At 40.5% G+C, this 20,432-nt stretch carries 19 protein-coding genes; 8 read left to right on the top strand and 11 right to left on the bottom strand.

The annotated features are described in order from the left end of the window. The first annotated feature begins 24 nt into the window (after nt 1-24). The 8 genes from LEP1GSC192_RS09005 (at nt 25) to LEP1GSC192_RS08970 (ending at nt 8,617) form a co-directional block, all read left to right on the top strand. Nucleotides 25-612 (top strand): RNA polymerase sigma factor, encoded by a 588-nt coding sequence (locus LEP1GSC192_RS09005; protein ID WP_020769778.1) that lies wholly within the window; start codon nt 25-27, stop codon nt 610-612. Next, a complete protein-coding gene (locus LEP1GSC192_RS09000) occupies nt 593-961 on the top strand; it encodes a hypothetical protein (RefSeq protein ID WP_020769902.1) in 369 nt (122 codons plus the stop codon). Before LEP1GSC192_RS09005 ends, LEP1GSC192_RS09000 begins: the two co-directional genes overlap by 20 nt. Continuing rightward, on the top strand, nt 958-1,371 hold the full coding sequence (locus tag LEP1GSC192_RS08995) for a hypothetical protein (RefSeq protein WP_020769550.1): 414 nt from the start codon (nt 958-960) through the stop codon (nt 1,369-1,371). Before LEP1GSC192_RS09000 ends, LEP1GSC192_RS08995 begins: the two co-directional genes overlap by 4 nt. Before the next feature lie 240 nt (nt 1,372-1,611). Continuing rightward, on the top strand, nt 1,612-2,316 hold the full coding sequence (locus tag LEP1GSC192_RS08990; protein ID WP_008590830.1) for a response regulator: 705 nt from the start codon (nt 1,612-1,614) through the stop codon (nt 2,314-2,316). Further along, entirely contained in the window at nt 2,306-3,697 is a 1,392-nt protein-coding gene (locus LEP1GSC192_RS08985) for a HAMP domain-containing sensor histidine kinase (RefSeq protein WP_020769898.1), read from the top strand. Before LEP1GSC192_RS08990 ends, LEP1GSC192_RS08985 begins: the two co-directional genes overlap by 11 nt. A gap of 129 nt (nt 3,698-3,826) precedes the next feature. Further along, nucleotides 3,827-4,978: a bifunctional glutamate N-acetyltransferase/amino-acid acetyltransferase ArgJ gene (gene argJ / locus LEP1GSC192_RS08980; RefSeq protein ID WP_020769627.1), complete on the top strand. Its 1,152-nt coding sequence runs from the start codon at nt 3,827-3,829 to the stop codon at nt 4,976-4,978. 31 nt (nt 4,979-5,009) lie between these two features. Next, the gene (locus LEP1GSC192_RS08975; RefSeq protein WP_020769464.1) at nt 5,010-6,260 is read left to right on the top strand and encodes a hypothetical protein; all 1,251 of its coding nucleotides are present in this window, start codon (nt 5,010-5,012) and stop codon (nt 6,258-6,260) included. Then, nucleotides 6,257-8,617, top strand: coding sequence for a PP2C family protein-serine/threonine phosphatase (locus LEP1GSC192_RS08970; RefSeq protein ID WP_020769823.1), 2,361 nt, complete (start codon nt 6,257-6,259; stop codon nt 8,615-8,617). Before LEP1GSC192_RS08975 ends, LEP1GSC192_RS08970 begins: the two co-directional genes overlap by 4 nt. Before the next feature lie 420 nt (nt 8,618-9,037). Here the strand turns inward: LEP1GSC192_RS08970 and LEP1GSC192_RS08960 are convergent, their stop codons facing one another. The 11 genes from LEP1GSC192_RS08960 to ligA all read right to left on the bottom strand — a co-directional run bounded on the left by LEP1GSC192_RS08960 (nt 9,038) and on the right by ligA (nt 20,353). After that, entirely contained in the window at nt 9,038-9,688 is a 651-nt protein-coding gene (locus LEP1GSC192_RS08960; protein WP_020769600.1) for a hypothetical protein, read from the bottom strand. A 16-nt stretch (nt 9,689-9,704) separates the two neighbouring features. Further along, the gene (locus LEP1GSC192_RS08955) at nt 9,705-10,823 is read right to left on the bottom strand and encodes a suppressor of fused domain protein (RefSeq protein ID WP_020769767.1); all 1,119 of its coding nucleotides are present in this window, start codon (nt 10,821-10,823) and stop codon (nt 9,705-9,707) included. After that, complete coding sequence (locus tag LEP1GSC192_RS08950) at nt 10,820-11,074, bottom strand: hypothetical protein (protein WP_020769436.1); 255 nt, start codon at nt 11,072-11,074, stop codon at nt 10,820-10,822. Before LEP1GSC192_RS08950 ends, LEP1GSC192_RS08955 begins: the two co-directional genes overlap by 4 nt. Nucleotides 11,075-11,426: 352 nt before the next feature. After that, entirely contained in the window at nt 11,427-11,672 is a 246-nt protein-coding gene (locus tag LEP1GSC192_RS08945) for a hypothetical protein (protein WP_020769679.1), read from the bottom strand. A gap of 60 nt (nt 11,673-11,732) precedes the next feature. Continuing rightward, complete coding sequence (locus tag LEP1GSC192_RS08940; protein ID WP_020769769.1) at nt 11,733-12,053, bottom strand: hypothetical protein; 321 nt, start codon at nt 12,051-12,053, stop codon at nt 11,733-11,735. A 334-nt stretch (nt 12,054-12,387) separates the two neighbouring features. After that, on the bottom strand, nt 12,388-13,929 hold the full coding sequence (locus LEP1GSC192_RS08930; protein WP_020769630.1) for an OB-fold domain-containing protein: 1,542 nt from the start codon (nt 13,927-13,929) through the stop codon (nt 12,388-12,390). 18 nt (nt 13,930-13,947) lie between these two features. After that, nucleotides 13,948-14,379, bottom strand: a complete 432-nt coding sequence (locus LEP1GSC192_RS08925) for a MaoC family dehydratase (RefSeq protein ID WP_020769545.1) — start codon at nt 14,377-14,379, stop codon at nt 13,948-13,950. Between the two features lie 27 nt (nt 14,380-14,406). Continuing rightward, nucleotides 14,407-16,023, bottom strand: coding sequence for an acyl-CoA dehydrogenase family protein (locus tag LEP1GSC192_RS08920; protein ID WP_020769664.1), 1,617 nt, complete (start codon nt 16,021-16,023; stop codon nt 14,407-14,409). Between the two features lie 21 nt (nt 16,024-16,044). Next, nucleotides 16,045-17,937 carry a long-chain fatty acid--CoA ligase gene (locus LEP1GSC192_RS08915; RefSeq protein ID WP_020769512.1) on the bottom strand — a complete coding sequence of 631 codons (1,893 nt, stop codon included), beginning with the start codon at nt 17,935-17,937 and terminating at the stop codon, nt 16,045-16,047. Nucleotides 17,938-18,084: 147 nt separating this feature from the next. Further along, entirely contained in the window at nt 18,085-18,273 is a 189-nt protein-coding gene (locus LEP1GSC192_RS20195) for a cysteine-rich CWC family protein (RefSeq protein ID WP_020769439.1), read from the bottom strand. A gap of 106 nt (nt 18,274-18,379) precedes the next feature. Next, nucleotides 18,380-20,353 carry an NAD-dependent DNA ligase LigA gene (ligA, locus tag LEP1GSC192_RS08910; RefSeq protein ID WP_052005219.1) on the bottom strand — a complete coding sequence of 658 codons (1,974 nt, stop codon included), beginning with the start codon at nt 20,351-20,353 and terminating at the stop codon, nt 18,380-18,382. Between the last annotated feature and the right edge of the window lie 79 nt (nt 20,354-20,432).

The following is a 20,432-nucleotide window of genomic DNA, read 5'->3' as shown; positions in this document are numbered from 1 at the left end:
CGGATTAGGTTTATTATTAATCCCATGAAACCGGAAGAACCCATCCTATGCGATCCGGAGGATTGGGCCAATATTCAAAAAGTTCTAGCCGGAGATTTCGAATCATTCGAACAACTCGTATTGAAGTACGAGGCAATGGTTTATTCACAGGCAAAAAAAGCGTTCCGTAATGAAGCGGAAGCGGAAGACTTTACGCAGGACGTTTTTCTAAAAGCGTTCGAAGGACTATCTACATTCAGAGGAAAGTCCAAATTTTCCACTTGGATCTTCTCCATAGCAAGAAACGAGATCATTCGCCGATACCGAAAGGAACATCCGGAGATTGATGCTCCCGTAGATACTTTATCCAGCGGGAAGTTAGGGGATAATTTCTCCTCTCAAGAATCCGAAGTACTCGAAAAAGAAACCACGGAAAAGATCAGGTCCCTAGTGGATAAATTGCCTGAACTTTATCGGAAACCTATATCATTACACTACTTCGAGAATATGTCCTATAAAGATATCTCCGAAAATTTAAACTTGAAAATGAACACTTTAAAGAGTTATATATTTCGAGGGAAAGAAATCCTACGCGATTGGCTGAAAAAAGACGATGAGCACGGAAAAAGATAAACTTCCCGACGAGTTGCGGGAACAATTGGATTTTTTTGTTAAACCTCCGGAAGGCAGGGTGAACGATGATGTACCACCCATGCTTAAGAAAAAAGTAATGCTTCATTTGATCCATCTGAAGCATATCCGGCTCATTCTGATCACAATTTTGATCTTGGCGTTTTCTCCTCTTACCGCTCTTCTGTTTACGGATTGGAATTTTCTCTTCCAAACGGGACTTTTACATGCGATTTTAGCGACTAGCGGCTTTTTGTTCCTGCTTTTTGCGGTCCTAATAGGGATTTATCTTGTGCAAAATAAGAGTCCTTATACCAAGGAATGGAAAAACAAGTTAGGATTCGACGAATGAAATATTTCAATTTTGGGATCATTCTTTCTTTACTGCTTACCTTAGGAAGCCAAATCTCCGCGCAAGAAAATCTGCCGGAGACCAAACTCACTGCAAAAGAATTCTTAGAAATGAAATTAGACTCCGTCTTTCCGCTCATTCAAAACATGAGCAAACAAGAAGCAGATGTTCTGATCACCCAGATCAGGGAAGAAGCCAGAAAATCCTGGGCCCAATCCGATAATTATTTTTTCTTAGTCGAACACCTAACTACGATCAAAGCAATCGAAGAAGAACAAAGTAGACTGAAAGGACTTCTCTGGGTCTATGTTTTGGGCCTGGGTTTATTTTCCGGATTTGTTATTTATGTCCTCTTCCGTCAAAGAAAGCTGATCAACGAGTTAAATGAAATGATTCAGGATAAAGACTGAACGAAAATCCTGTCTAAAGTATAGCTCGGAAAAGGAACATATTCCTTTTTGTTTACTGGTTGTCATAAGATTAAGCGCGGAATATTCTTTTTCCGGCGATTGTAATGTTTGTGTAAACCTTTTGTAACGGTTTTCTGACAATCTAATGGGATGGAACCTATCCAAATCCAAGGATCCTCCACCCCGACGACTAACGATAAAAATCCTCCGAGGCGTAGGAGAAAGAGCTTCAGCGAATTTATGAAAAATGCTTCCGGCAGCCCAGGCCAAAAAATCCTCGTAGTAGATGACGAAGAGGATATTGCAGAACTGATCAAATTTCATTTAGAAGAAAACGGTTACCAAGTGGACACCTGCCAAAACGGTTTAGAGGTGCTTCCAAGGATCGAAAAAAATCTGCCTGATTTGGTAGTATTGGATCTAATGCTCCCCGGTATCGGTGGAATGGATCTTTGTAAAAGGATCAAAGAAAAATATTCTCTGCCGATCATCATGGTTACCGCAAAATCAGGAGAGACCGATGCCGTTTTAGGACTGGAACTCGGTGCGGACGACTATGTTAGAAAACCGTTCTCCACTAGAGAACTTATAGCAAGAGTCCGTTCCGTATTGAGAAGATCCGGAGAAGGAGAAGACGAGCAAGACCAAGAAGGAAACATTACGGTCGGTAAAATTTTCCTAAATCCTAAAGCTCATAAAGTATTCATCAACAACGAAGAAATCGATCTTACATTGATCGAGTACAAGATACTCTATCTGTTTATGACCAACACAGGTGTCGCCTTTACCAGAGATAAACTTTTAGATAAGGTTTGGGGAAAGGATATTTACGTGACGGATCGAGCCGTGGATGTTAATATCAAAAGACTCCGGGACAAACTAGGAGAAGAGAAGGAGAGGTTGGAAACCATCCGCGGGATCGGTTACAGATTCAATGAGGCGTAGCTTATTTTCTAAACTACTCTTAAGTAACTGGCTTCTACTTGTTTTCCTCATGGCTGTCGCGGGGATTGTCCTTTTTTTAGAGGATCTAATCCATCCTGACTTAAAAATACTTTTATTCTCCGCTTATATACTATTAGCCATGTTCGGGACTTTTTACATGTCCTTCTCCATTGCAAGAAGTGTAACTCAAACGCTCAACCAGATCGAAATGAAAACGGGAGAGATCAACGCCGGAGATTTCGGTTCCGAGTTGAGTCTTCCGGATATCCAAGAGTTAGCGGATCTTGCAGTCTCCATCAATCTGATGTCAGGACGTTTAAAACACCAATTCGTTGACCTTACTATCGAAAAGGAAAAGTTCGACTCAGTATTACAAAATTTGAAAGAAGGTGTTTTCTCCGTAGATCTGGAAGGTTCGATCGTTTTTCAAAACAGAAGTATTCCCGGTTCTTTGATAGAACCTAATTCGGGTTCCCGAAAGGTAGAAGACGCGGTCAAAGATCCAAGACTACTGGACTTTATTAAAAAGAATCTCTCCGGAAAGGGAGAACCTAAAACGGAACTGGATCTTAGCCAAAATTTTTACGCAATCAAAATGTATCCTCTTAGAACGAACGGAAATATCCTGATGTTCATAGGAGTCATACGAAACATCACGGAAGAAAAACAGTCTTACTTAATACGGGAACAGTTCGTACAGAACGCTTCTCATGAATTAAAAACTCCTATCACTTCCATCAAAGGTTATACGGAAACATTACTCGGCCGTTTAAAACTTTTAGAAGAAAGTCACGAAAAAAGATTTTTAGATGCGATCTCTCGCAACACGGACAGAATGGTTCGGATCGTAGAAGACATGCTTACGATCACTAGGATCGAAAATCAAAGTGCGATCGCACAACCGGAGGAATTTACCTTAAAATCGCTGGTAGAAAATCTTTCCTTCACTGTGGACGGTGTCATTTCCCCCAAAGGGCAAAAGCTCGTAGTGGAAATGCCTTCCTCTCTAACAATCTCTGCTGACTGGGTTCTCTTGGAGCATATGCTCTTAAATTTGATCTCGAATGCGTCTTCGTATTCTCCGGATGATAAAACAATCACTCTGAAGATCACAAAGGTGGAACCTGACTCGGTGAATTTCCAGGTAATCGACCAGGGGATCGGGATCAAGGACGAGGATAAGGAAAGGATTTTTGAAAGATTCTTCCGAGTGGATAAGAACAGATCCAGAAAAGAAGGCGGAACAGGCCTCGGACTTTCTATCGTGAAACATATTGTTAGATTACATCACGGTTCTGTCAAAGTTTTCGATAACCCGGAAGGTGGGACAATCTTCTCCGTAACTCTTCCGTTAGTGTATTCCGAAATTTCCGAAGTTTGAAATCCGTGCTTTAGCTCGTAATACGCTTTTCCTAAAACAGCCCCAAAGCGATTATAGAGATTCTATATATAAAAATCGGTACTGCAATTCGCATTGCCGAGATCCCGGACCATCGGTCGAGGTTAGAACATGGATTATCCCAAGGGTTTTTTTTCATTCGGTACAAATATAGGTATTAAGGACAAGACGAAAGATTTCGGAGTGATCTATTCCGAAATACCCTGCAAGGCAGCTGCGGTATTTACTAAAAATAATTTTCCGGGCGCTCCAGTCATCGTAGGTAGAGAGCATATCCGAGACGGAATTCTACAAGCTGTAGTCATCAATTCTAAAAACTCGAATGTTGCAACCGGAGAAAAAGGGATCTCCAACTCCAGGCAGATCTGTTCCGAGATCGCAAAGTCTCTCGGTATCGCCGAAACTTCCGTACTACCTTCTTCCACAGGAGTGATTGGAGTTCCGCTTCCAATGCAGGTTATTCTTCCGGCATGTGTCCAAGCAAAATCGAATTTAAAACCGGGTAATCTGGAAGAAGTAGCTGAAGCCATCATGACCACTGATACTCGCAGAAAAATTTCCGTAAGAAAGATCAAATCTTCTAACGGAGAAGCAGTGATTTTCGGTATGGCAAAAGGGGCGGGAATGATTGAGCCGAATATGGCGACTATGCTTTCTTATATTCTCACAGACGCGCAGATCGAAGGTGATGTTTATCCGATCCTGAAAGATTGTGTGGATCTAAGTTTTAACTGTATCACGATCGATTCCGATACTTCTACATCCGATACTGTCGCTTTACTTAGCAATGGTCTTGCAGGCCAAGTGGACGCTAAAGAATTCAGATCAGCACTTTTGGAAATATGTACCGACCTTGCCAAAGAAGTGGCAAGAGATGGAGAAGGTGCTACCAAATTGATAGAAGTCCGTATCAAAAAATCCAAAGATGAGTCCCAAGCCAGAAAGATCGGAAAATCCATCCTGAATTCTCCCTTGATCAAGACCGCAATTTACGGTGGAGATCCGAATTGGGGAAGAATGGTTATGGCGGTCGGAAAAGTTTTTGACGAACCTATCCCTTTCGACTCTTTGGAAATTTATTTCGGAGGACTTCCGGTCAAGGGTGCAGACTCGGAAACTCTCAAAAAATTATCGGACTATCTAAAAAAGAATTCCGAGATCTTTGTCGATGTGATATTGAATACCGGAAACAAAGAGATGGTGTTCTGGGGATGCGACCTGACCGAGGGTTACGTGAAGGAAAACGCATACTACACAACCTAAGTTTGTCGAATCCGTATCGAATCCCTGAAACGTGAAGACCTATTTTTCCGATCTACGACTTATCTCTTCGGTTATCACTGTAGCCGTACGATTACTTTCCGTATTCGTAATCCTAGGTTTGTATGAACTCAGCATTTATCTTCTTCCTAAAGAAATTGAATATGTAAGCGAGATCGCAGTCCTAACCTGTTTGGTATTCGGCGTTTTCGCGATACTACCTATCCAAGAAAAAATTTCAGGTTTCTTAAAGTCCACATTCGTTTCAGAATATTTAAGCGACGATCCGGGTTCTTCCAGATTAGCTCACAGAAGATTTGATTCGGAAGGACTGATTAAAAACGTATTTCCCGAACTAGTAAGATTGACCAATAGTAATTTTGGAAAATTAGCTATTTTAAAGAACGATTTAGTCCATTACGAATTATATACTTATGCGCACAAAAAACAAAGAAAGGTAAATACTCTCGAAGGAATCAATCCAAGAGCGGCCCTTCTTACTTATATCCTGAACAAAAGATCAGGAGCCATGATCGGAGAACCGGACCAAAATAAAATTATCAACGAAGACTTTGTAAGTTTAAGAGCGAATTTCATTCTGCCTTTCGTATTCCGAGAAAAACTTTTCGGCTTTTTAGCCGTTTCTAATATTCCAAAAGACAATGTACGACATGAACTCGGTTTTTTGGCGGGAAAATGTGCATTAGCGGTCCATAATCAGATCCTATCTTCGCAGATCGCAGAAAATAAAAAATACAGAAAAGAATTGGAGAATGCGGGTAAGATCCGTAAGTTTTTGGAATCTCCCGAACCGCCTATGGTGGGAGATATCAAAATAGATCTATTATCCAGAGAACCTGGAGAACTTTTAGAGTTTTTTCAAAGCCCTTCGGGTGATTTTTATTTCGTATTCTTGCGCCTAAGTGTAACCAACGCCGTTTCCGTTTTAGCACTTTGCTATATATTGGGAACCTTATATTCTTCCAGATTAAACGGAGAATTAAAGAACATTCTTCAGATCAAATCCTTAGTTGAAGACAACTTAAAAGAGATCTCATGGACTGAAAGGTACGATCTCGCGGTAGGAATGGTCGCAAAGGAAACCGGTAAGATCTCCCTTAGATTCGTAGGTAAAAAATTTAAATTGTTCGATGCCTCCAAACCTGATCGAAACTTGGCATCCATCGGATGGGAGAATATAGAAACTCCCGGAAAAGATGCGCTCTTTTTAACTTGGAATGATCGTAATATTATTTCTTTCCAACACTTGGGGATACAACCGTGAGAAATATTCTAATCGTATTTCTTTCCGTGATCCTATTCAGCTTGATCCTGTTTTCAGGATTATTGAACTCGTATTCAAAAGAAGCAAGACTTCCTTTTTATTTTTATCCGAACGGAAAGATCGCGGTTTCGAGTGGATCTCATACGGATCTAGTCGGGATGAGAATAGACCTTATCGAATACGAGATCGTTCGAAAACTCGGAAAGGATTACGGATTATCCGGACACTCGTTCCATTTTTTTGCGAAAGAAGGAAGTATGGTCAAAAGCCTTTCCTTAGATATGAGGTCCTCCTTCGAAGTGCTGAAGGACTTTTTACCCGATATATTTTTATCTTTATTATACTTTTTAGTGGCGATCTGGTTTTTCTTTTATACCAGAGACTTATATATTTTCTTGTTATTCGGATCCCTATCCTCCTTATTCTTATTTAACTTTTTCTTATTAGCGTTCCATGATTTTCTTTTTCCGTTCTTTTTCTTCTTATACTTTACCGGATTTTTGATCTTAGATGTTTCCTTTAGATTAAGAGGAAAAGAGATCCCTTCCAGATGGTTCGCTCCCCAAGTAATTTTTTCCTTGGTCGCAGGATTTGTCGGACTCTCCCAAAAGGAAAATCCGGATCTGTTCCAATTCTTGTCCGTGAACGGAATTTACTTCAACGTATTTTCCTCCGGAATTTGTATCTTGCAGTTGGTATTCCATACTTTTAGGAATAAAGGGAACTTTCAGGAAGTTTCCAAAAAATTAAGCATAGTACTAGCATTTTTCTTAATTACGATCGTTCCTTTTTTAATGGCCGAGTTAGGAGCCACAAAAAGTTTTTTCATGATCCGTCCGTATCTGATAGTGGCTCTGATATTATTCCCCGTTCTGATCATATTCGGGACTTACACATATTCATTAGTTCCGGTACAGATTGCGTTCAGTTCATCCTTAACTTCTATCTATTCCATCTTGATCTTAACCTTCGGATATTTGTTCGGTCTGGAGTTTTTTGTAAGATGGAACCCGGGATTTTTAGGAAAGCATCAAAGAGAATGGAATTTGTTCTACGTAGTTGTATCCGCTTACTTTTTAGGTTCACTGAACAACAAATTGTATAAGTGGATAGATTATTGGAGTTTTAGGAATAATCCAAAACTTCATACCGCATTGGAAGAATTATCCGTAATGATCGGTGCTCCAATTTCTATGAGAGCCACTATCAATAATCTAATTCGCAGGCTTGTAGACGCGTTAGAGGTAAAAAAACTCCAAATACTCATCCCAGCGGATAAATTTTCCGGAACCGATCTAAGAAATATCAACTTCATTCGAATTCCCTATGGATCCGAAATTTGGACGTATTTCGAAAATCATACCGAAGTTACCATTACTTCTCACCTTGCTTATGGATTAGGTATAAGGGAATCCGTTTTCAAATTTTTAAACCAGATGGAAGTCCAATTAGCCTATCCTTTATTCAATTTTGAAAAAGGGAAAGAGGTTATCGCAGTATTTTTAGTTGGAGAGAAGATCAATCGTAAGAATTTCACTCTGGGAGAACTAAGATTCTTAAAAGAATGTACAAGATTAGCATCCCTACTCATCCGAAACTATTCACTACTTGTGGATGAAGTGGAGAAGAAAAGGATCGTTCGCGACCTGAATATGGCGGCAGTCTTGGATAAAACTCTTCATTTACCGGAGTTAGAAACGATAAAATCGGTCGAATTGGGCTATTTTACGCTTCCTGCAGTCGGAATTTCAGGTGATTACCTAGATATTCTCAAACTTTCTCCTAAAAAGCAGTTATTGTTCTTAGGAGATGTTTCAGGACATGGACTTGGGTCAGGTTATCTAGTTTCTGCAGTAAGAGGAATTATTCGCCGTCAATTGGGCAATTCTTCCTCTCTTCCGGATATTTTTAGAGCGATTAACTTGTTCTTGATAGAGAGATATAGAGGAAGTGAATTCATGACTTCTATCGCAGGGATATATAACGCTAGCGATGGAGCATTCTCTTTCGTGAATGCAGGTCATACTCCACCGATTTGTATTCGAAAGAATGGAAAAATCGAACTTAGAAACGAAACTCAAAGAGTATTAGGTGTTCTACCAACCGATTATAGAATCTTAACTATTCATTTGAATCCCGGAGATAAATTAGTTTTGTTCACCGACGGAGTGACGGAAACGTTTGATGATAACGAAGAAATCTTCGGAGAAGAGAATCTTTTAAGAATATTATCCTTAAATCACGATAAAGACGCCCAATCATTAGCTGACCTTATCAAAAAAACGCTAGAAGAGTTTAGAAATTATAAAGAACCTAGCGATGATATCTCTTTTGTTTGTCTAGAAGTTTCCGAATAAGTATCACTTAGTGTGAAATCAACTTATTAAAATTTTTTTCCTAAAATTAATTAAAATACTTTACAATGAAAAGTAAATTGCTTAATTATGTCACTATCCAAGAGCTTTCTTGATCCTTCATATTATATGACGGGCAATAAAGTTTCTAATATATGGAGGACGTCAATGGTTGCAAAAAAGAAAGCAGTCAAGAAAGCAGCTAAGAAAAAAGTAGCAAAGAAAAAAGCTGCTAAGAAGAAAGTTGCGAAAAAGAAATAACTAACTTCAACAACATCTCTTCCATATTAGTTTATGGAAGAAATGAAGCTTAAAACCCGCTTCTTTGAGGCGGGTTTTTTCTTTTATAACCCTTCTTTATTAGTATTTTCCGATTTTCTAACGGGATCTGTTGTAAAAATACAACACTTTAGGTACGAGCACTTAAAGATTTAGATATTTAAGGACGTCTTTCATCTCATCTCTGAAGTCCGGCAGTGCATTTCCATAATTTTTAACGAGCTTAGCCTCTCCTTCTTCCGAAATTTCGAATAATCTATACTCTTTTTCCGTATTGGGGGAGTTCTCTAATTTAAAAAACTTCACTGCGCGCTTGCTATAACGGTTATAAGCAGTGAATTTATGGTAATAGAAACCTTCTTTCTTAGAATTTACAGGGTAAGGAAGGTAATATTCCGCTCCTAAAACTAAAATATTCGGAGTAACCACCGCCATTCTCGTCCAAGTTGCGAGATTTAAGGGATAATTCTCTTCTAGATAAGCCTTTTTGTGGTTCTTTTCCCAAACACTTAATATCTTTCTTCGGCTTTCATCCGCTTGTTTGTATCTTTCCAGTCCATTTAAACAGATTTCCATTAAGGAAAGTAACTGCAAAGACTCGGAATTGGATGATTGAAGTTCTTTTTGGACTAGTTTTTTAGCGGAAATAAAGTCCTGAGAGTATATATTCTCCCAAATTTTTTCGATATTCGCCCCAGAACTCTTCTCTTGAGCGTTTAAGTTTATGTTTAGAAAGCTAAATGCTAAGATTATACCGAAAAGAATTAAATTTTGTTTTGAGATAAAGGTCTTCATTCCAAAAACTTTTAGATCAGATCGTGGATTGTCTTTCGGGATTATGAATCCACTTGGATTGAGTAGAATCCAATAAGGAAAAGAACTCTTCTGCGCCTTTTTCTTCTATAAAGACCCTTTCCTCCTCGGAAACAGGAATTAAAGCCAGAAATTTGATCGGATTTCCTCTTTCGGACTTAAGATCCGTCAATTCAGGGAATCCTTCTTCCTTTCCGATCTCTCTTATTACAAGAGAACTAAAACTTAAGTACAAAGCTTCCGGATCTCTTCTGCTCATCGCGATCGAATGTCCATGGCCAAACCATTTGCTCATAACCCAGGGATAACGAATGATCTCACCGATCTGATGAGGCACCCAGCTTTCGGACCTATCCTCGTCTGAAACTTTTACGGCACAGATTAACTCTACTCTCGCATAGTTTTCATAATCTTTTCTATATAATTCGACTGAAGGAAGGTTTTGTGCACTCATTCCAATGGTAGAATATACATAAACTCCCGGCATGTTCTTAGGAGCAAACCTTACGATCCCTAGTTGAGGGTATTTACCGCCGTCAGCAGACCAATACTTATCATGTTTACCGAATACGTATTCTAGATAAGCAAGTCTGGACTCTTGTATATTCTTCCAAATTCCTTTGGTAGATCTGTATTCCCAAAAACTTCGGTCTTGGTTGATACGATCCGGAATTACTCCAAACTCTGTATTTCCTAAAGGGTAGGCTGTAATCGTATCCGCTTTTGCAAATTTTGAATATCCATGGAATCCTTTAATGCCCGACCAAGGAGGTAGGTATGCGATCAGCTCTTCTTTATAAAATAAAGAGACTCCGTTTCCTTCTTCCGACCAGATAAAATGGATCTCTTTAGGATCGAACTCAGGTTGGCCTTTAGGATCGGTAACTTCCTCTTCCGTTAAGAATGGCGCAAGGCCTGATCTTAGATCGGCATCTGTCCTTGTTTTAGGTGCATCTATACGATTGCATACCCAAACGGATTTGATCGCAAAGTCCGGACTTTCTTCCGCTTGTAAATACAGATAAACGGTCCTTCCGTCGTCTTCCAAAAAAGCGGTCAAGGATCCATAAGGATTTGCTTCTTGGTATAAAATATTAGGTTCAGCAGTTTGGTTCATTTAATAGGAATGTCCACGATCCTAGAATTAAATTCGTCCAGACGGTTCTGGATCTTCTTCTCCATATCCTTTTCGAAAAGTATATCGGGAAAATAGGCGCTGGCGTTTAAAAGACCTGTCAACTCCACCTGATCCCATTTTTGGTAAGTCCTTAAGCTGTCCCAAACCAGAACGGGAATACGCTCCCCTTCTTTTTTACATTTTACGAAGGTATCTATCGCTTTGATAGGTGTGAGTAATTTGTTCTTCATAGAAGTTGAAATCCGCCCAAGGCCATTATCCCTGGTATCCGGAAGGATTCAAGTCGGTTCCAACATTAAAGAGGCGAGAAAAACGAAGGCCGGCGCATCCTTTCGCCCGGCACTTGGACCGTAGGTTAACGGTGAAGGAAGTTACGTAAAGGTTCTACAAAAACCTTTTCTCGGGTCTTTCTTTCCTTATATTGTTCGAAAAGAATCAAGAAAAGGGCTGTTGCTAAAAACATCGTTTCCATATTAATTTCGACGGACATAAATACGGATTCCCACCTCGTTCGAGCGAGGTTTTTGGAAAAAAATTTCCGTATCAATCGAAAATTTATCCTGAGAGGCAGGGAAATAATGATCAGGATAAGGCTTCTTTTGCGGCTTCTTTCAATTGTTTGATCAATCTGGTTCTGAGCTTGGCTGGAATTTTAGTGGAGATTTCTAAGGTCTGAACGAATATTTCGGCGGCCAGATCCACCATTTCGCTCATTTTTACGTCGTTATCCCTAGGGATACGCACATTTTTTGTCCCGGTAGAAGAGGATTTTGCCCGTTTAACTACCTTCTTCTTAGGCAAGGGTTTCTTTTTCTTTTTTTGGACCATTGTTACTGAGTGCTTCGGGTCCGTACCTTATCTTCTCCCGATTCGTATTCTACTCGGATTTTATTCCTTTTCTAAAAAAATTCCGAGTACTCTATAACTATCCAAACGATCCATAGATAAACTTTTACTTCCGGGTCTGTCGGATATAGGCCTTTCGGTAGAGATTAAAACTTCTTCTCCTCTTTGCCATTTACCTTCCGTTTCGGAGACATAGAAAAATTTGGAATATTTTCGTAGGTCCAAACATTCTTCCACCGTTTCCCAGTGCGCATAAAGGGAACGGGTCTCTTCTGTATGTTTGGAATCAGGCACTAAGATCCTTTCTTTTCCAAGAAAGGTCCTAACTTCTCCAGTTCGAATGTTCTCCGCAGTGATAAACAAGACTATCGTCCCCTACATCTAAATCAAATCACGGAAACGGTTCTCGCATTTTCTTTTCAGATTTCCGGTTTTATCCGGAAGTTATACGGCCTCAACCATTAGACTGTAATTTTGACCGCCTTGTTTTTAGTTCTACTTCTGATCCAACGCCGCTTTCGCATTCCGAGAAAAAATCTGACGGAAGGGAATCGGAACGTATTTCAAGTTCGGAAATTTTTTTCCAAAAACAAAGTAAAAGTTCTTCTTCCTAAAACAATTCTAATCAATTTTTTTTCGGATTTCTGGGGAGAATATTAGAAAAAATCTATTTAGTTTTGCAAGACGAACGATCGGTTTATAAAAGTACCGCCTTCCATCTTCTTCCTTCTTTTTCTATTTTTACCCGAGTTCTGTCGTATTGCAATTCGTCCCCGGACTTGCGGATCGTCCCATCTTTCTCGTGGATATTTGCCAGAACGAAACGATTTTCTGCCAGCTTGATCAGAGCTAAAGAATAAGGAGGCTTCCAAGAAAATCCCGGATTCATGTTAACAGTTGTAGAAGACCAGACGACACCTTCTTCTCCGATATCCGCTCCCGGTTTGTTTAAAGTAAGAGGAGAAAGTTCCGGGGTTCTCGATTTTCTATCTCTCGAAGGACGTTCCGAAGAGAATAAGGCGATCGAATTGATACTATCGATTCCCCCATTCCCTCCCAAGAGAGCCAACTTCGGAGAATGAGCCGGGATCTTCCCTGAATCAGCCACCTGGGCGTACAATCCATACTGAACCGCTATATCCACAAGACCTGTAGCAGCAGAGATGGACATTGCAGCTTGGTAATTCAATATCCCGCCCATCTGATTAACGGGGATCTGCTTTCCATTAGAAAGTTTTAATGAAGAAGTCTTGAGAGAATTGACTACTTCCTTTTTGCCCAATTTAAAATATTGAGCGGACTGTTGGATTACCTGTCCGGGAAAACAATCGTAGATCCAAGCATAATCCACTTCTTCTCTTTGGTAACCTGATTGAGCAAAAAGTTTTTCCGCGGAATTTCTAGCAGGAGAATCGAATCCTCCTTTTAGAATAAAATATTCGCTATGAGCAGTATGAGAAGCTCCTACAAGATGCAAAGGTTTCAGATCTTTTCGGATCCAACCCTTGGATTTCCATTCCTTCGCTTTTTTTTCGGAAACCAAAATAGTAGCAAAGCCATGATCCGTAACGATTGCGATCATCGGAGTCGGATATGGGTCGGAAATCGGACGAGACATTTGTTTTTCGGTGATCTCTTGTCCATAATAGAATGCTCTTGGGTTTCCGATCGCATTCGATCTGAATTTTTGAGTAATCTCTTTCAGATCGTCCAGGCTGATCCCTTCTTCAAACATCATCCTTTTCATCAAGAGTCCGTACATTGCGATGAGAGTGGCACCGTTATCTAATTCGAACTCAGGATGACATACCGTTTCGTTTACCATCTTTAAATCGGAAACTTGACGGAATGCTGATTTAGGAATATCTGCTGCAGCGACTAAAACGACCGCATCGGGATTATCGACTAAGACGGTTCTTGCTTGTCCGATTGCTCCGGTAACGCTTGCTCCTCCCAAGTCGATCACATGGGCTTTCATCCCTGTATAGCCGAGCTCATTCGCTATACGTACGGTGTGTCCGTAACCTTGTTTTCCCAAAGAAGCTGCTTCTATACTTACAAAGTCGGTGATCTCAGAGGCCAATGTCTCATTCTTCATACCAAGAAAATCCAAAAGTGTAGCTATGGATTTTTTATAATGTTGAAAAACTTTTTGAGACCCGCTCCACGATTTATATTCTTCTTCCGAAAAATCCTTGGTCGTACTGTCGGCAACTCCTAATAGAACGGGAAAATTCATGTATAACTCCTGAAAATTCTAAGCTTGGGCAGAAGGAGGTAGAACTTTACATTCTCCCTTGCCGATCGTTTCTTTTTTTTGATTGGTCCACTCAATGTTCATGGCAACGGCTTTCAGTCTTGGGATCTTTTCTTTCACTGTGACAGTGCAAGTAATCGTATCTCCAGGATACACAGGTTTGCGGAACTTTGTTAATGTTTCTAAAGCGACTGTCCCTAATCCGGGAAGTTTCATCCCGAGCACAGGAGCTAATAGAGAAGCGGCAAGTCCACCATGTGCGATCCTAGTACCGAACGCTGTGGTCTTTGCATATTCTTCGTCCACATGCAAAGGATTAAAATCCCCGCTGATCCCTGCGAATATATAGATATCCGTTTCAGTGATCGTTTTAGTGAAACTCGCCTTATCCCCTATTTGTATTTCGTCGTAAGTCTTTCCTCTTTCGTACATTCCGATTTCCTTATTCTTTTTTGTGGATTAAGCGAGTTGTGCGCCTAAGACCCCGTTTTTCAGGAACTCCACACAATCAGCCACTTCTTTTTCCACGGAAGGAAGTTCGGAGAAAAGTCTCATCAGGTTTTTAGTTTTTTCTGCGTCCAGTTCTTTTAAGAAATGTACACTTTTGAAAAATCTGCATCCAGCGTAGAAGGTAAGTATTTTTAGATCTCTGAGCCTTTCTTCCGATTTGTATTCGGAAGTGGAATTGGCAGTGTCCCAGAATCCCAACTGAACTGTGGTAACGAAAACCGCGAGATCGGCAAATCCGAATTCCAAAGCTTGTTTTTTCTTTCTGTCGGAATGTTCTCCAGCTGCTTTTAATAATTCTTTTGCCGCAGTGAGTATTCTTTCTTCCGGAGTGTTTGTTAGGATCTTCTCTGCCTTAGCTCTTATCTCTTCCGGCTGGGATTGTTGTAGGACTTCCATCAACTTGTCGAAACCTTTGTAGGTAGAAGATATAATACTTTTTTGGACTTCGGTAGTTCCTCCACCGATTGTGCCGAGTCTCACGTCCCTGTACTGGCGGCTTACATGACATTCTCTCATATAACCCATTCCACCGTGGATCTGAACCGCATCGCTTGCTAACTCTTCCGCAGTTTCCGTTACAAAAACTTTTAATGCGGAACTTTCGAATGGAAGGCTCGCAGTCGGATCTTGGTCCTTCTTATTCGCTACGAAATAGATCAATCTTCTGGAAGCGCAAAGATACACCCAATTACGTGCAATCTTTTCCTGTACTCCGAAGAAGGATAAGATCGGTTTTCCGAATTGGTGACGCTTCCAGGCATAATCCAAACAAAGTTCCAATCCGAATTCCATTCCCCCGGGAACGGCAGCAACTAGCACTGTTCTTTCCCATTCCAATGTCCCCTTTCCGATACGAACAAAGCCGGAATTTAGAGGCCCTAAAAGATTTTCATCCGGAACGAACATATCTTGGAAGGAAAGTTCTGCGGTCATAGAAGTGTTATGCCCTAACTTCTTGAGAACCTTACTTACATGAAATCCTTTCATATTGGATTCTACGATGAATGCGGAAACTCCCATTGGTCCTCTAGACTTGGTCGTTCTCGCCATTACGATGAATACTTGTCCGTTCGGGCCATTGGTTATGTATAACTTGCTTCCGTTTAGAATAAAACCTCCATCCACCTTGGTAGCGAATGTATTCATTGCAGCTGCATCTGAACCTGAATCAGGCTCAGTCAACGCAAGACCAGCTATCCATTCTCCGGATGCGAGTTTAGGGAGGTATTTTTTCTTTTGGGCTTCCGTTCCTTGAAAAAGAATAGGAAGAGTCCCGATGATCATGTGGGCTCCCCAGGAAAGTCCAAATCCTCCGTCAAGGGAACCAGCGTTAAATGCCTCTTGAGCAATACAGCATTGAAGGCAAGTACCCCCCTGGCCTCCGAATTCCTCGGGAACAGGGATACCTAATAGGCCCATACTTCCCATTTCCTTCCAGATATCGTTGCCCCATACGCCGTGTTCGTCCCGATCTTCTACAGACGGTAATACTCTTTCTTTCGCAAAATCCTTTACGGTTTCGTAAAATTCCAGATCTGATGATGTTAAGTACGGATTTAAAAACATAATTTTTCTCCCAACTCCGTTCTAATTTTTAGTCAGATCGGAAACTTCTTTTTTAAAACTTTCTAATATTTCGTTTCTTTTGATTTTTAAGGTTCTAGTCATTTCCTTATCCGGATCGAAAGGCCTTGGAATGACATAGAATGCATTTTGAGGGATCAGCTCGAAAGATTTGAATCCTGTTCTACGGGATATTCTATCCGAAACTTCCTTCTTAAAGATCTCTCTAATTTTAGGATGAGAATTCCAAACATTCGCATCCTCCGGTAGATCGGGAAACTCAGCCTTTAATCTTTCGAAATCAGGAACGATCAAGACCACAAGATGTTTTGCCTCATGACCAGTTACCATCACTTGGTTCACATAAGGAGAATTTAAAAGTTGGTCCTCGATCGGAACCGGCTCCACATTCTCTCCGCCGGCAAGCACAATAGTATCCTTAGCTCTTCCTGCAAATACCAATTCGCCCCTATAATTGAAGCGCATGATATCTCCCGTATCAAAGAATCCGTTCTTATCAAAAACCACATCGTTCAATTCAGGACGTTTATAATATCCCATGAGAACTTGTTTGGATTTTACCCAAAGACTTCCTTTTCCGCCTTGGGGAACAAGATTGCCATGCTCGTCTTTCAGAATACATTCATATCCCTGTATCGGAGTTCCCACGGTTCCAGGAGACGGTTGTTTCGGTTTTCGAATGGAAAGCACTGTAGAAGTTTCCGTCATTCCGTATCCTTCCAATACGATTAATCCGATAGAAGATAAAAATTTATCCACTACGGAAGGAAGGGCACTTCCCGCAGAAACGGAGACTCGCAATTTTCCACCAAGAGCATTATGAATCGGTTTGAAGACCAGAAGTGCAAATAACTTGAGGGGTGATAATAAAATGAGAAGGGTCAAAGAGGAAATTTTGGAGAAGGTCCAAACGATAAAGTTCGGCTTATCTATCCTAAAATCATATCCGAATAGAACGCCCTTTTGAACAGCCCAAAGATTTCCGATCTTTAGACAGAATTTGAATACCGCTTTTTTTAAGCCGGATTCCTTGGAGACCTTATTCATAATTCCATTATACAAGGATTCCCAGATCCTTGGAACGGAAGGGAACAATGTAGGTTGGAATTCCTTCAGATCCTCTTTCAAATTGTTGATATTGGAAATCAGAAATCCTGCACCTAATTCCAAGATACAATATTCGATCGCTCTTTCAAACGCATGCCACGGAGGAAGAAGACTTACACCCGAATCCGCGGAAGTCAATTGAACGAATCCGATCACTTTTTCCACGGCGGAGATCCAGCCGGTTTGATTGAGCATCACTCCTTTAGGAGCGCCGGTAGTTCCGGATGTGTAAATTAAAGTAGCAAGTTCGTTCGGAGATTTTTCTCGGAGTCTTTTGCGAACAATATCGGGATCTTTAGAAAAGTTGATTTTTCCTTTTTCAATCAAACCTTGGATCGTATCAGTTCCGGATTTCAGATCACCGATATCATCTTCGATCACAAAAACTTTTTTTAGACTCGGAAGTTTGGGACCGAGGTTGAGCAATCTTTGTTTGTCTTTTTCTTTTTGAACGATTGCATACTTGCTTTCCGAATGATTAACTATATATAATATATCTTCATCTACTACGTCCGTTCCTCTCGGAACGGAAACGGCTCCCGCAGAGATAATCGCGATATCACCTATGATCCAGTTCTGACTGGAATCACAAAGATATAAGACCCTATCGTCTTTTTGAACTCCTTCTTCGATCAGCCCCGCAATTAAAGAATCCGTTAAGGACTTGATCTCTGAAAATGTCCTTCCTTTAATTCCATCCTTAGTTCTGCGGGAAAAACTTTCCTTATTCGGAAATTTAGATGCCGTCCTTTCCAGCATATCGTAAAAATACTTTTGATCAGTTTCCAAAAACTCCCCCTGAGAACACTTATATATTAAAATTTTTCCTTACGACGGAAATTTTACGTTGAAGGACCTATGCTTCAATCGATTTTTATTTAGATCAAAAAAACTGCAACTGGCTGAACAATAGTTCACTAATTATACGGCTGTTGTTCAATAATTTTGATTAACTACGTTCGTTTCAAAACGAGTTAAACAATCTTTGCATAAGCAATCTTCATACAATTCTCTTATATTTTTCAAAGCTTCCGGATCTAATTTAATATCAAAGCACCAACAAACCTCTTGGTCCGCTCCACATTCTAAAATGCGAGAACATTGGGGGCATTTCTTTTGGGCCATAGGGGTATGATAATGAAAATGCAGAATTTTCAATCCTTAAGCGATGAAAGTTTAAAAAGAAAGGAGAGTATAAAACTATACGCGACGTATAATTTTATACTTGGTATTAGATCTTAATTCCGTTTTGATTTAGAATTTTTAAAAACTCTTCTTCGGAAACTACCTGGACCCCTAACTCTTGGGCTTTTTCCAATTTGGAACCGGCCCCAGGTCCCGCCAAAAGGTGAGTTGTTTTAGAAGAAATAGATCCTACTTTTTTACCGCCGTAATAAACTACCAGATCCATTGCCTTATCTCTAGGTTGGAAATTTTCAAACGAACCGGACACACACCAGGTCTGTCCCGCAAAAGGTTGTTTATCCGATTTTTCGATCGGATCCGCCTTCATCTTAAGCCCGGCCTTTTTCAAACGATCTATAAGAGAAAGAATTCTTTTATCCGTAAAATTCTCTTGGATCGCTTCGATGGTAGAAGGTCCGATACCTGGAATTTCTAAGAAGTTTTCCAACTTTTTAGGATTTTTTGCCGCAGAGATAATTGAATCGATCGTATCATATCCATGTTCGGTAAGAAGTTCCGAAACTTTGGGGCCGATCTCTCTCAAGCCTAAGGAAGAAAGCACAAATCTAAAGTCCTTCTTTTTGGATTCTTCGATCCCATTTAAGATGATAGATACACTTTTCTCTCCGTATCCTTCTTCTTCCATTAACTTTTCTTTATGGTCTTTTAAGGAATAAAGATCGGCGATATCTTTAATATACCCTTGATCGTATAAAAATTCTACCTGCTTCTCCCCCAAACCTTCTATATCCATTTGTTTGCGAGAACAATAGAATATGATCCCGTTCTTGACCCGATCCGGACATTCGGGATTCGGACAGAAATAATCCACTGAGTCTTGTTTCTTTTCCGTCTTTGTTCCACAACAAGGACAACGAAGTGGAATCTTAAAAACTTCCTTTCCTGGAGTGACTACTTCTTCCACCGCGGGAATGATCTCCCCCCTTTTGGAAATTCTTACGATGGCTCCAATACCTACTCCCAGCTCGTCGATATAATCCTGGTTATGTAAGGTTGCAAATGTAACAGTGGTGCCAGCCAAACTAATAGGTTCGATTTCGGCTCTTGGAGTGATCTTTCCCGTTCTACCAACCGCATAATCGATTCCTACGATCTTACTTTCCTTCATCAAAGCATCGAACTTATAAGCTCGGGCCCAACGAGGAGAATGAGAAGTATAACCTAATGATTCCCTCTTTGAAAGATCGTTTAATTTGATCACTAATCCGTCCGTAGGAAATCCAACTTTTTCCTTTTTCTTCTTAAAGTCTTTGATCGCAGCCGGAATCTCCGTCCCTTTTAACAATTTAGTATCGGGGGGAAGAGGGAATTTTAGATCCTCCGCTTTCTTCATTACCTCTTGGTGGGTTTTAAATTTCGCTTTGGAGCCCGGGAAAAATGCGTCATACGTAAATATTCGTAGAGGTCGTTTTGCGACCTCTGAAGAATTTTTCTGTTTCAATGAACCCGAGGACAAGTTGCGAGGATTCGCATATCTTCCTTCGGAAGCTTCGTTAAATTCATCAAAGTCGGAGAAAGTCATGTATACTTCTCCTCTTAAATAGATGGAAATGTTTTCGGATAACCTGAGCGGTATAGAACGAATTGTACGAATGTTCTCAGTTACATCATCACCTATACCTCCTGTGCCTCTGGTCACACCGTTGACAAGGATTCCATTTTCGTAATATAACATGAGAGAGGCCCCGTCGATTTTCCATTCTACGGAGTATAGATCGTCAGGTCCCGTTTTTTGGACCCATTCCATAAGCTCTTCTTCATTGTATGTGTTTTCCAAGGAGAGAACCGGAAGTTTATGAGTGAACTTCTCGAAATCTTTGTCAAGATCGGAACCGACACTTAAAGTAGGGCTGGCAGGATCCGCTAATTTCGGAAATGCCTCCTCAAAAGCTTGCAGCCTCTTAAACATCCGGTCGAAATCGAAATCGGTGATTACTGGGGCATGTTTTACGTAATACAGATATTGGTGATAGCGGAGCTGCTCTTCCAATGAGCGCATTTCTTTTTCCGCTAGTTTAGGATCCTTTGGAAGATCTAAGGAAACTTTTTTAGACGTTTCGGTTGGCTCCACTTTTTTA

The organism is Leptospira sp. B5-022 (assembly GCF_000347035.1).
In the GTDB taxonomy this organism is placed as follows: domain Bacteria; phylum Spirochaetota; class Leptospiria; order Leptospirales; family Leptospiraceae; genus Leptospira_B; species Leptospira_B cinconiae.
The sequence above is the reverse complement of the archived record's forward strand: the minus strand, read 5'-3'. Positions and strand labels throughout refer to the sequence as shown.

What these genes read in the sequence shown, in the direction of transcription:
- LEP1GSC192_RS08925 (WP_020769545.1), bottom strand. Translation starts at nt 14,379, where the DNA reads ATGTACGAAAGAGGAAAGACTTACGACGAAATACAAATAGGGGATAAG.
- argJ (WP_020769627.1), top strand. Translation starts at nt 3,827, where the DNA reads ATGGATTATCCCAAGGGTTTTTTTTCATTCGGTACAAATATAGGTATT.
- LEP1GSC192_RS08920 (WP_020769664.1), bottom strand. Translation starts at nt 16,023, where the DNA reads ATGTTTTTAAATCCGTACTTAACATCATCAGATCTGGAATTTTACGAA.
- LEP1GSC192_RS08930 (WP_020769630.1), bottom strand. Translation starts at nt 13,929, where the DNA reads ATGAATTTTCCCGTTCTATTAGGAGTTGCCGACAGTACGACCAAGGAT.
- LEP1GSC192_RS08960 (WP_020769600.1), bottom strand. Translation starts at nt 9,688, where the DNA reads ATGAAGACCTTTATCTCAAAACAAAATTTAATTCTTTTCGGTATAATC.
- LEP1GSC192_RS08955 (WP_020769767.1), bottom strand. Translation starts at nt 10,823, where the DNA reads ATGAACCAAACTGCTGAACCTAATATTTTATACCAAGAAGCAAATCCT.
- LEP1GSC192_RS08950 (WP_020769436.1), bottom strand. Translation starts at nt 11,074, where the DNA reads ATGAAGAACAAATTACTCACACCTATCAAAGCGATAGATACCTTCGTA.
- LEP1GSC192_RS20195 (WP_020769439.1), bottom strand. Translation starts at nt 18,273, where the DNA reads ATGGCCCAAAAGAAATGCCCCCAATGTTCTCGCATTTTAGAATGTGGA.
- LEP1GSC192_RS09005 (WP_020769778.1), top strand. Translation starts at nt 25, where the DNA reads ATGAAACCGGAAGAACCCATCCTATGCGATCCGGAGGATTGGGCCAAT.
- ligA (WP_052005219.1), bottom strand. Translation starts at nt 20,353, where the DNA reads ATGCGCTCATTGGAAGAGCAGCTCCGCTATCACCAATATCTGTATTAC.
- LEP1GSC192_RS08945 (WP_020769679.1), bottom strand. Translation starts at nt 11,672, where the DNA reads ATGGTCCAAAAAAAGAAAAAGAAACCCTTGCCTAAGAAGAAGGTAGTT.
- LEP1GSC192_RS08985 (WP_020769898.1), top strand. Translation starts at nt 2,306, where the DNA reads ATGAGGCGTAGCTTATTTTCTAAACTACTCTTAAGTAACTGGCTTCTA.
- LEP1GSC192_RS08995 (WP_020769550.1), top strand. Translation starts at nt 958, where the DNA reads ATGAAATATTTCAATTTTGGGATCATTCTTTCTTTACTGCTTACCTTA.
- LEP1GSC192_RS08990 (WP_008590830.1), top strand. Translation starts at nt 1,612, where the DNA reads ATGAAAAATGCTTCCGGCAGCCCAGGCCAAAAAATCCTCGTAGTAGAT.
- LEP1GSC192_RS09000 (WP_020769902.1), top strand. Translation starts at nt 593, where the DNA reads ATGAGCACGGAAAAAGATAAACTTCCCGACGAGTTGCGGGAACAATTG.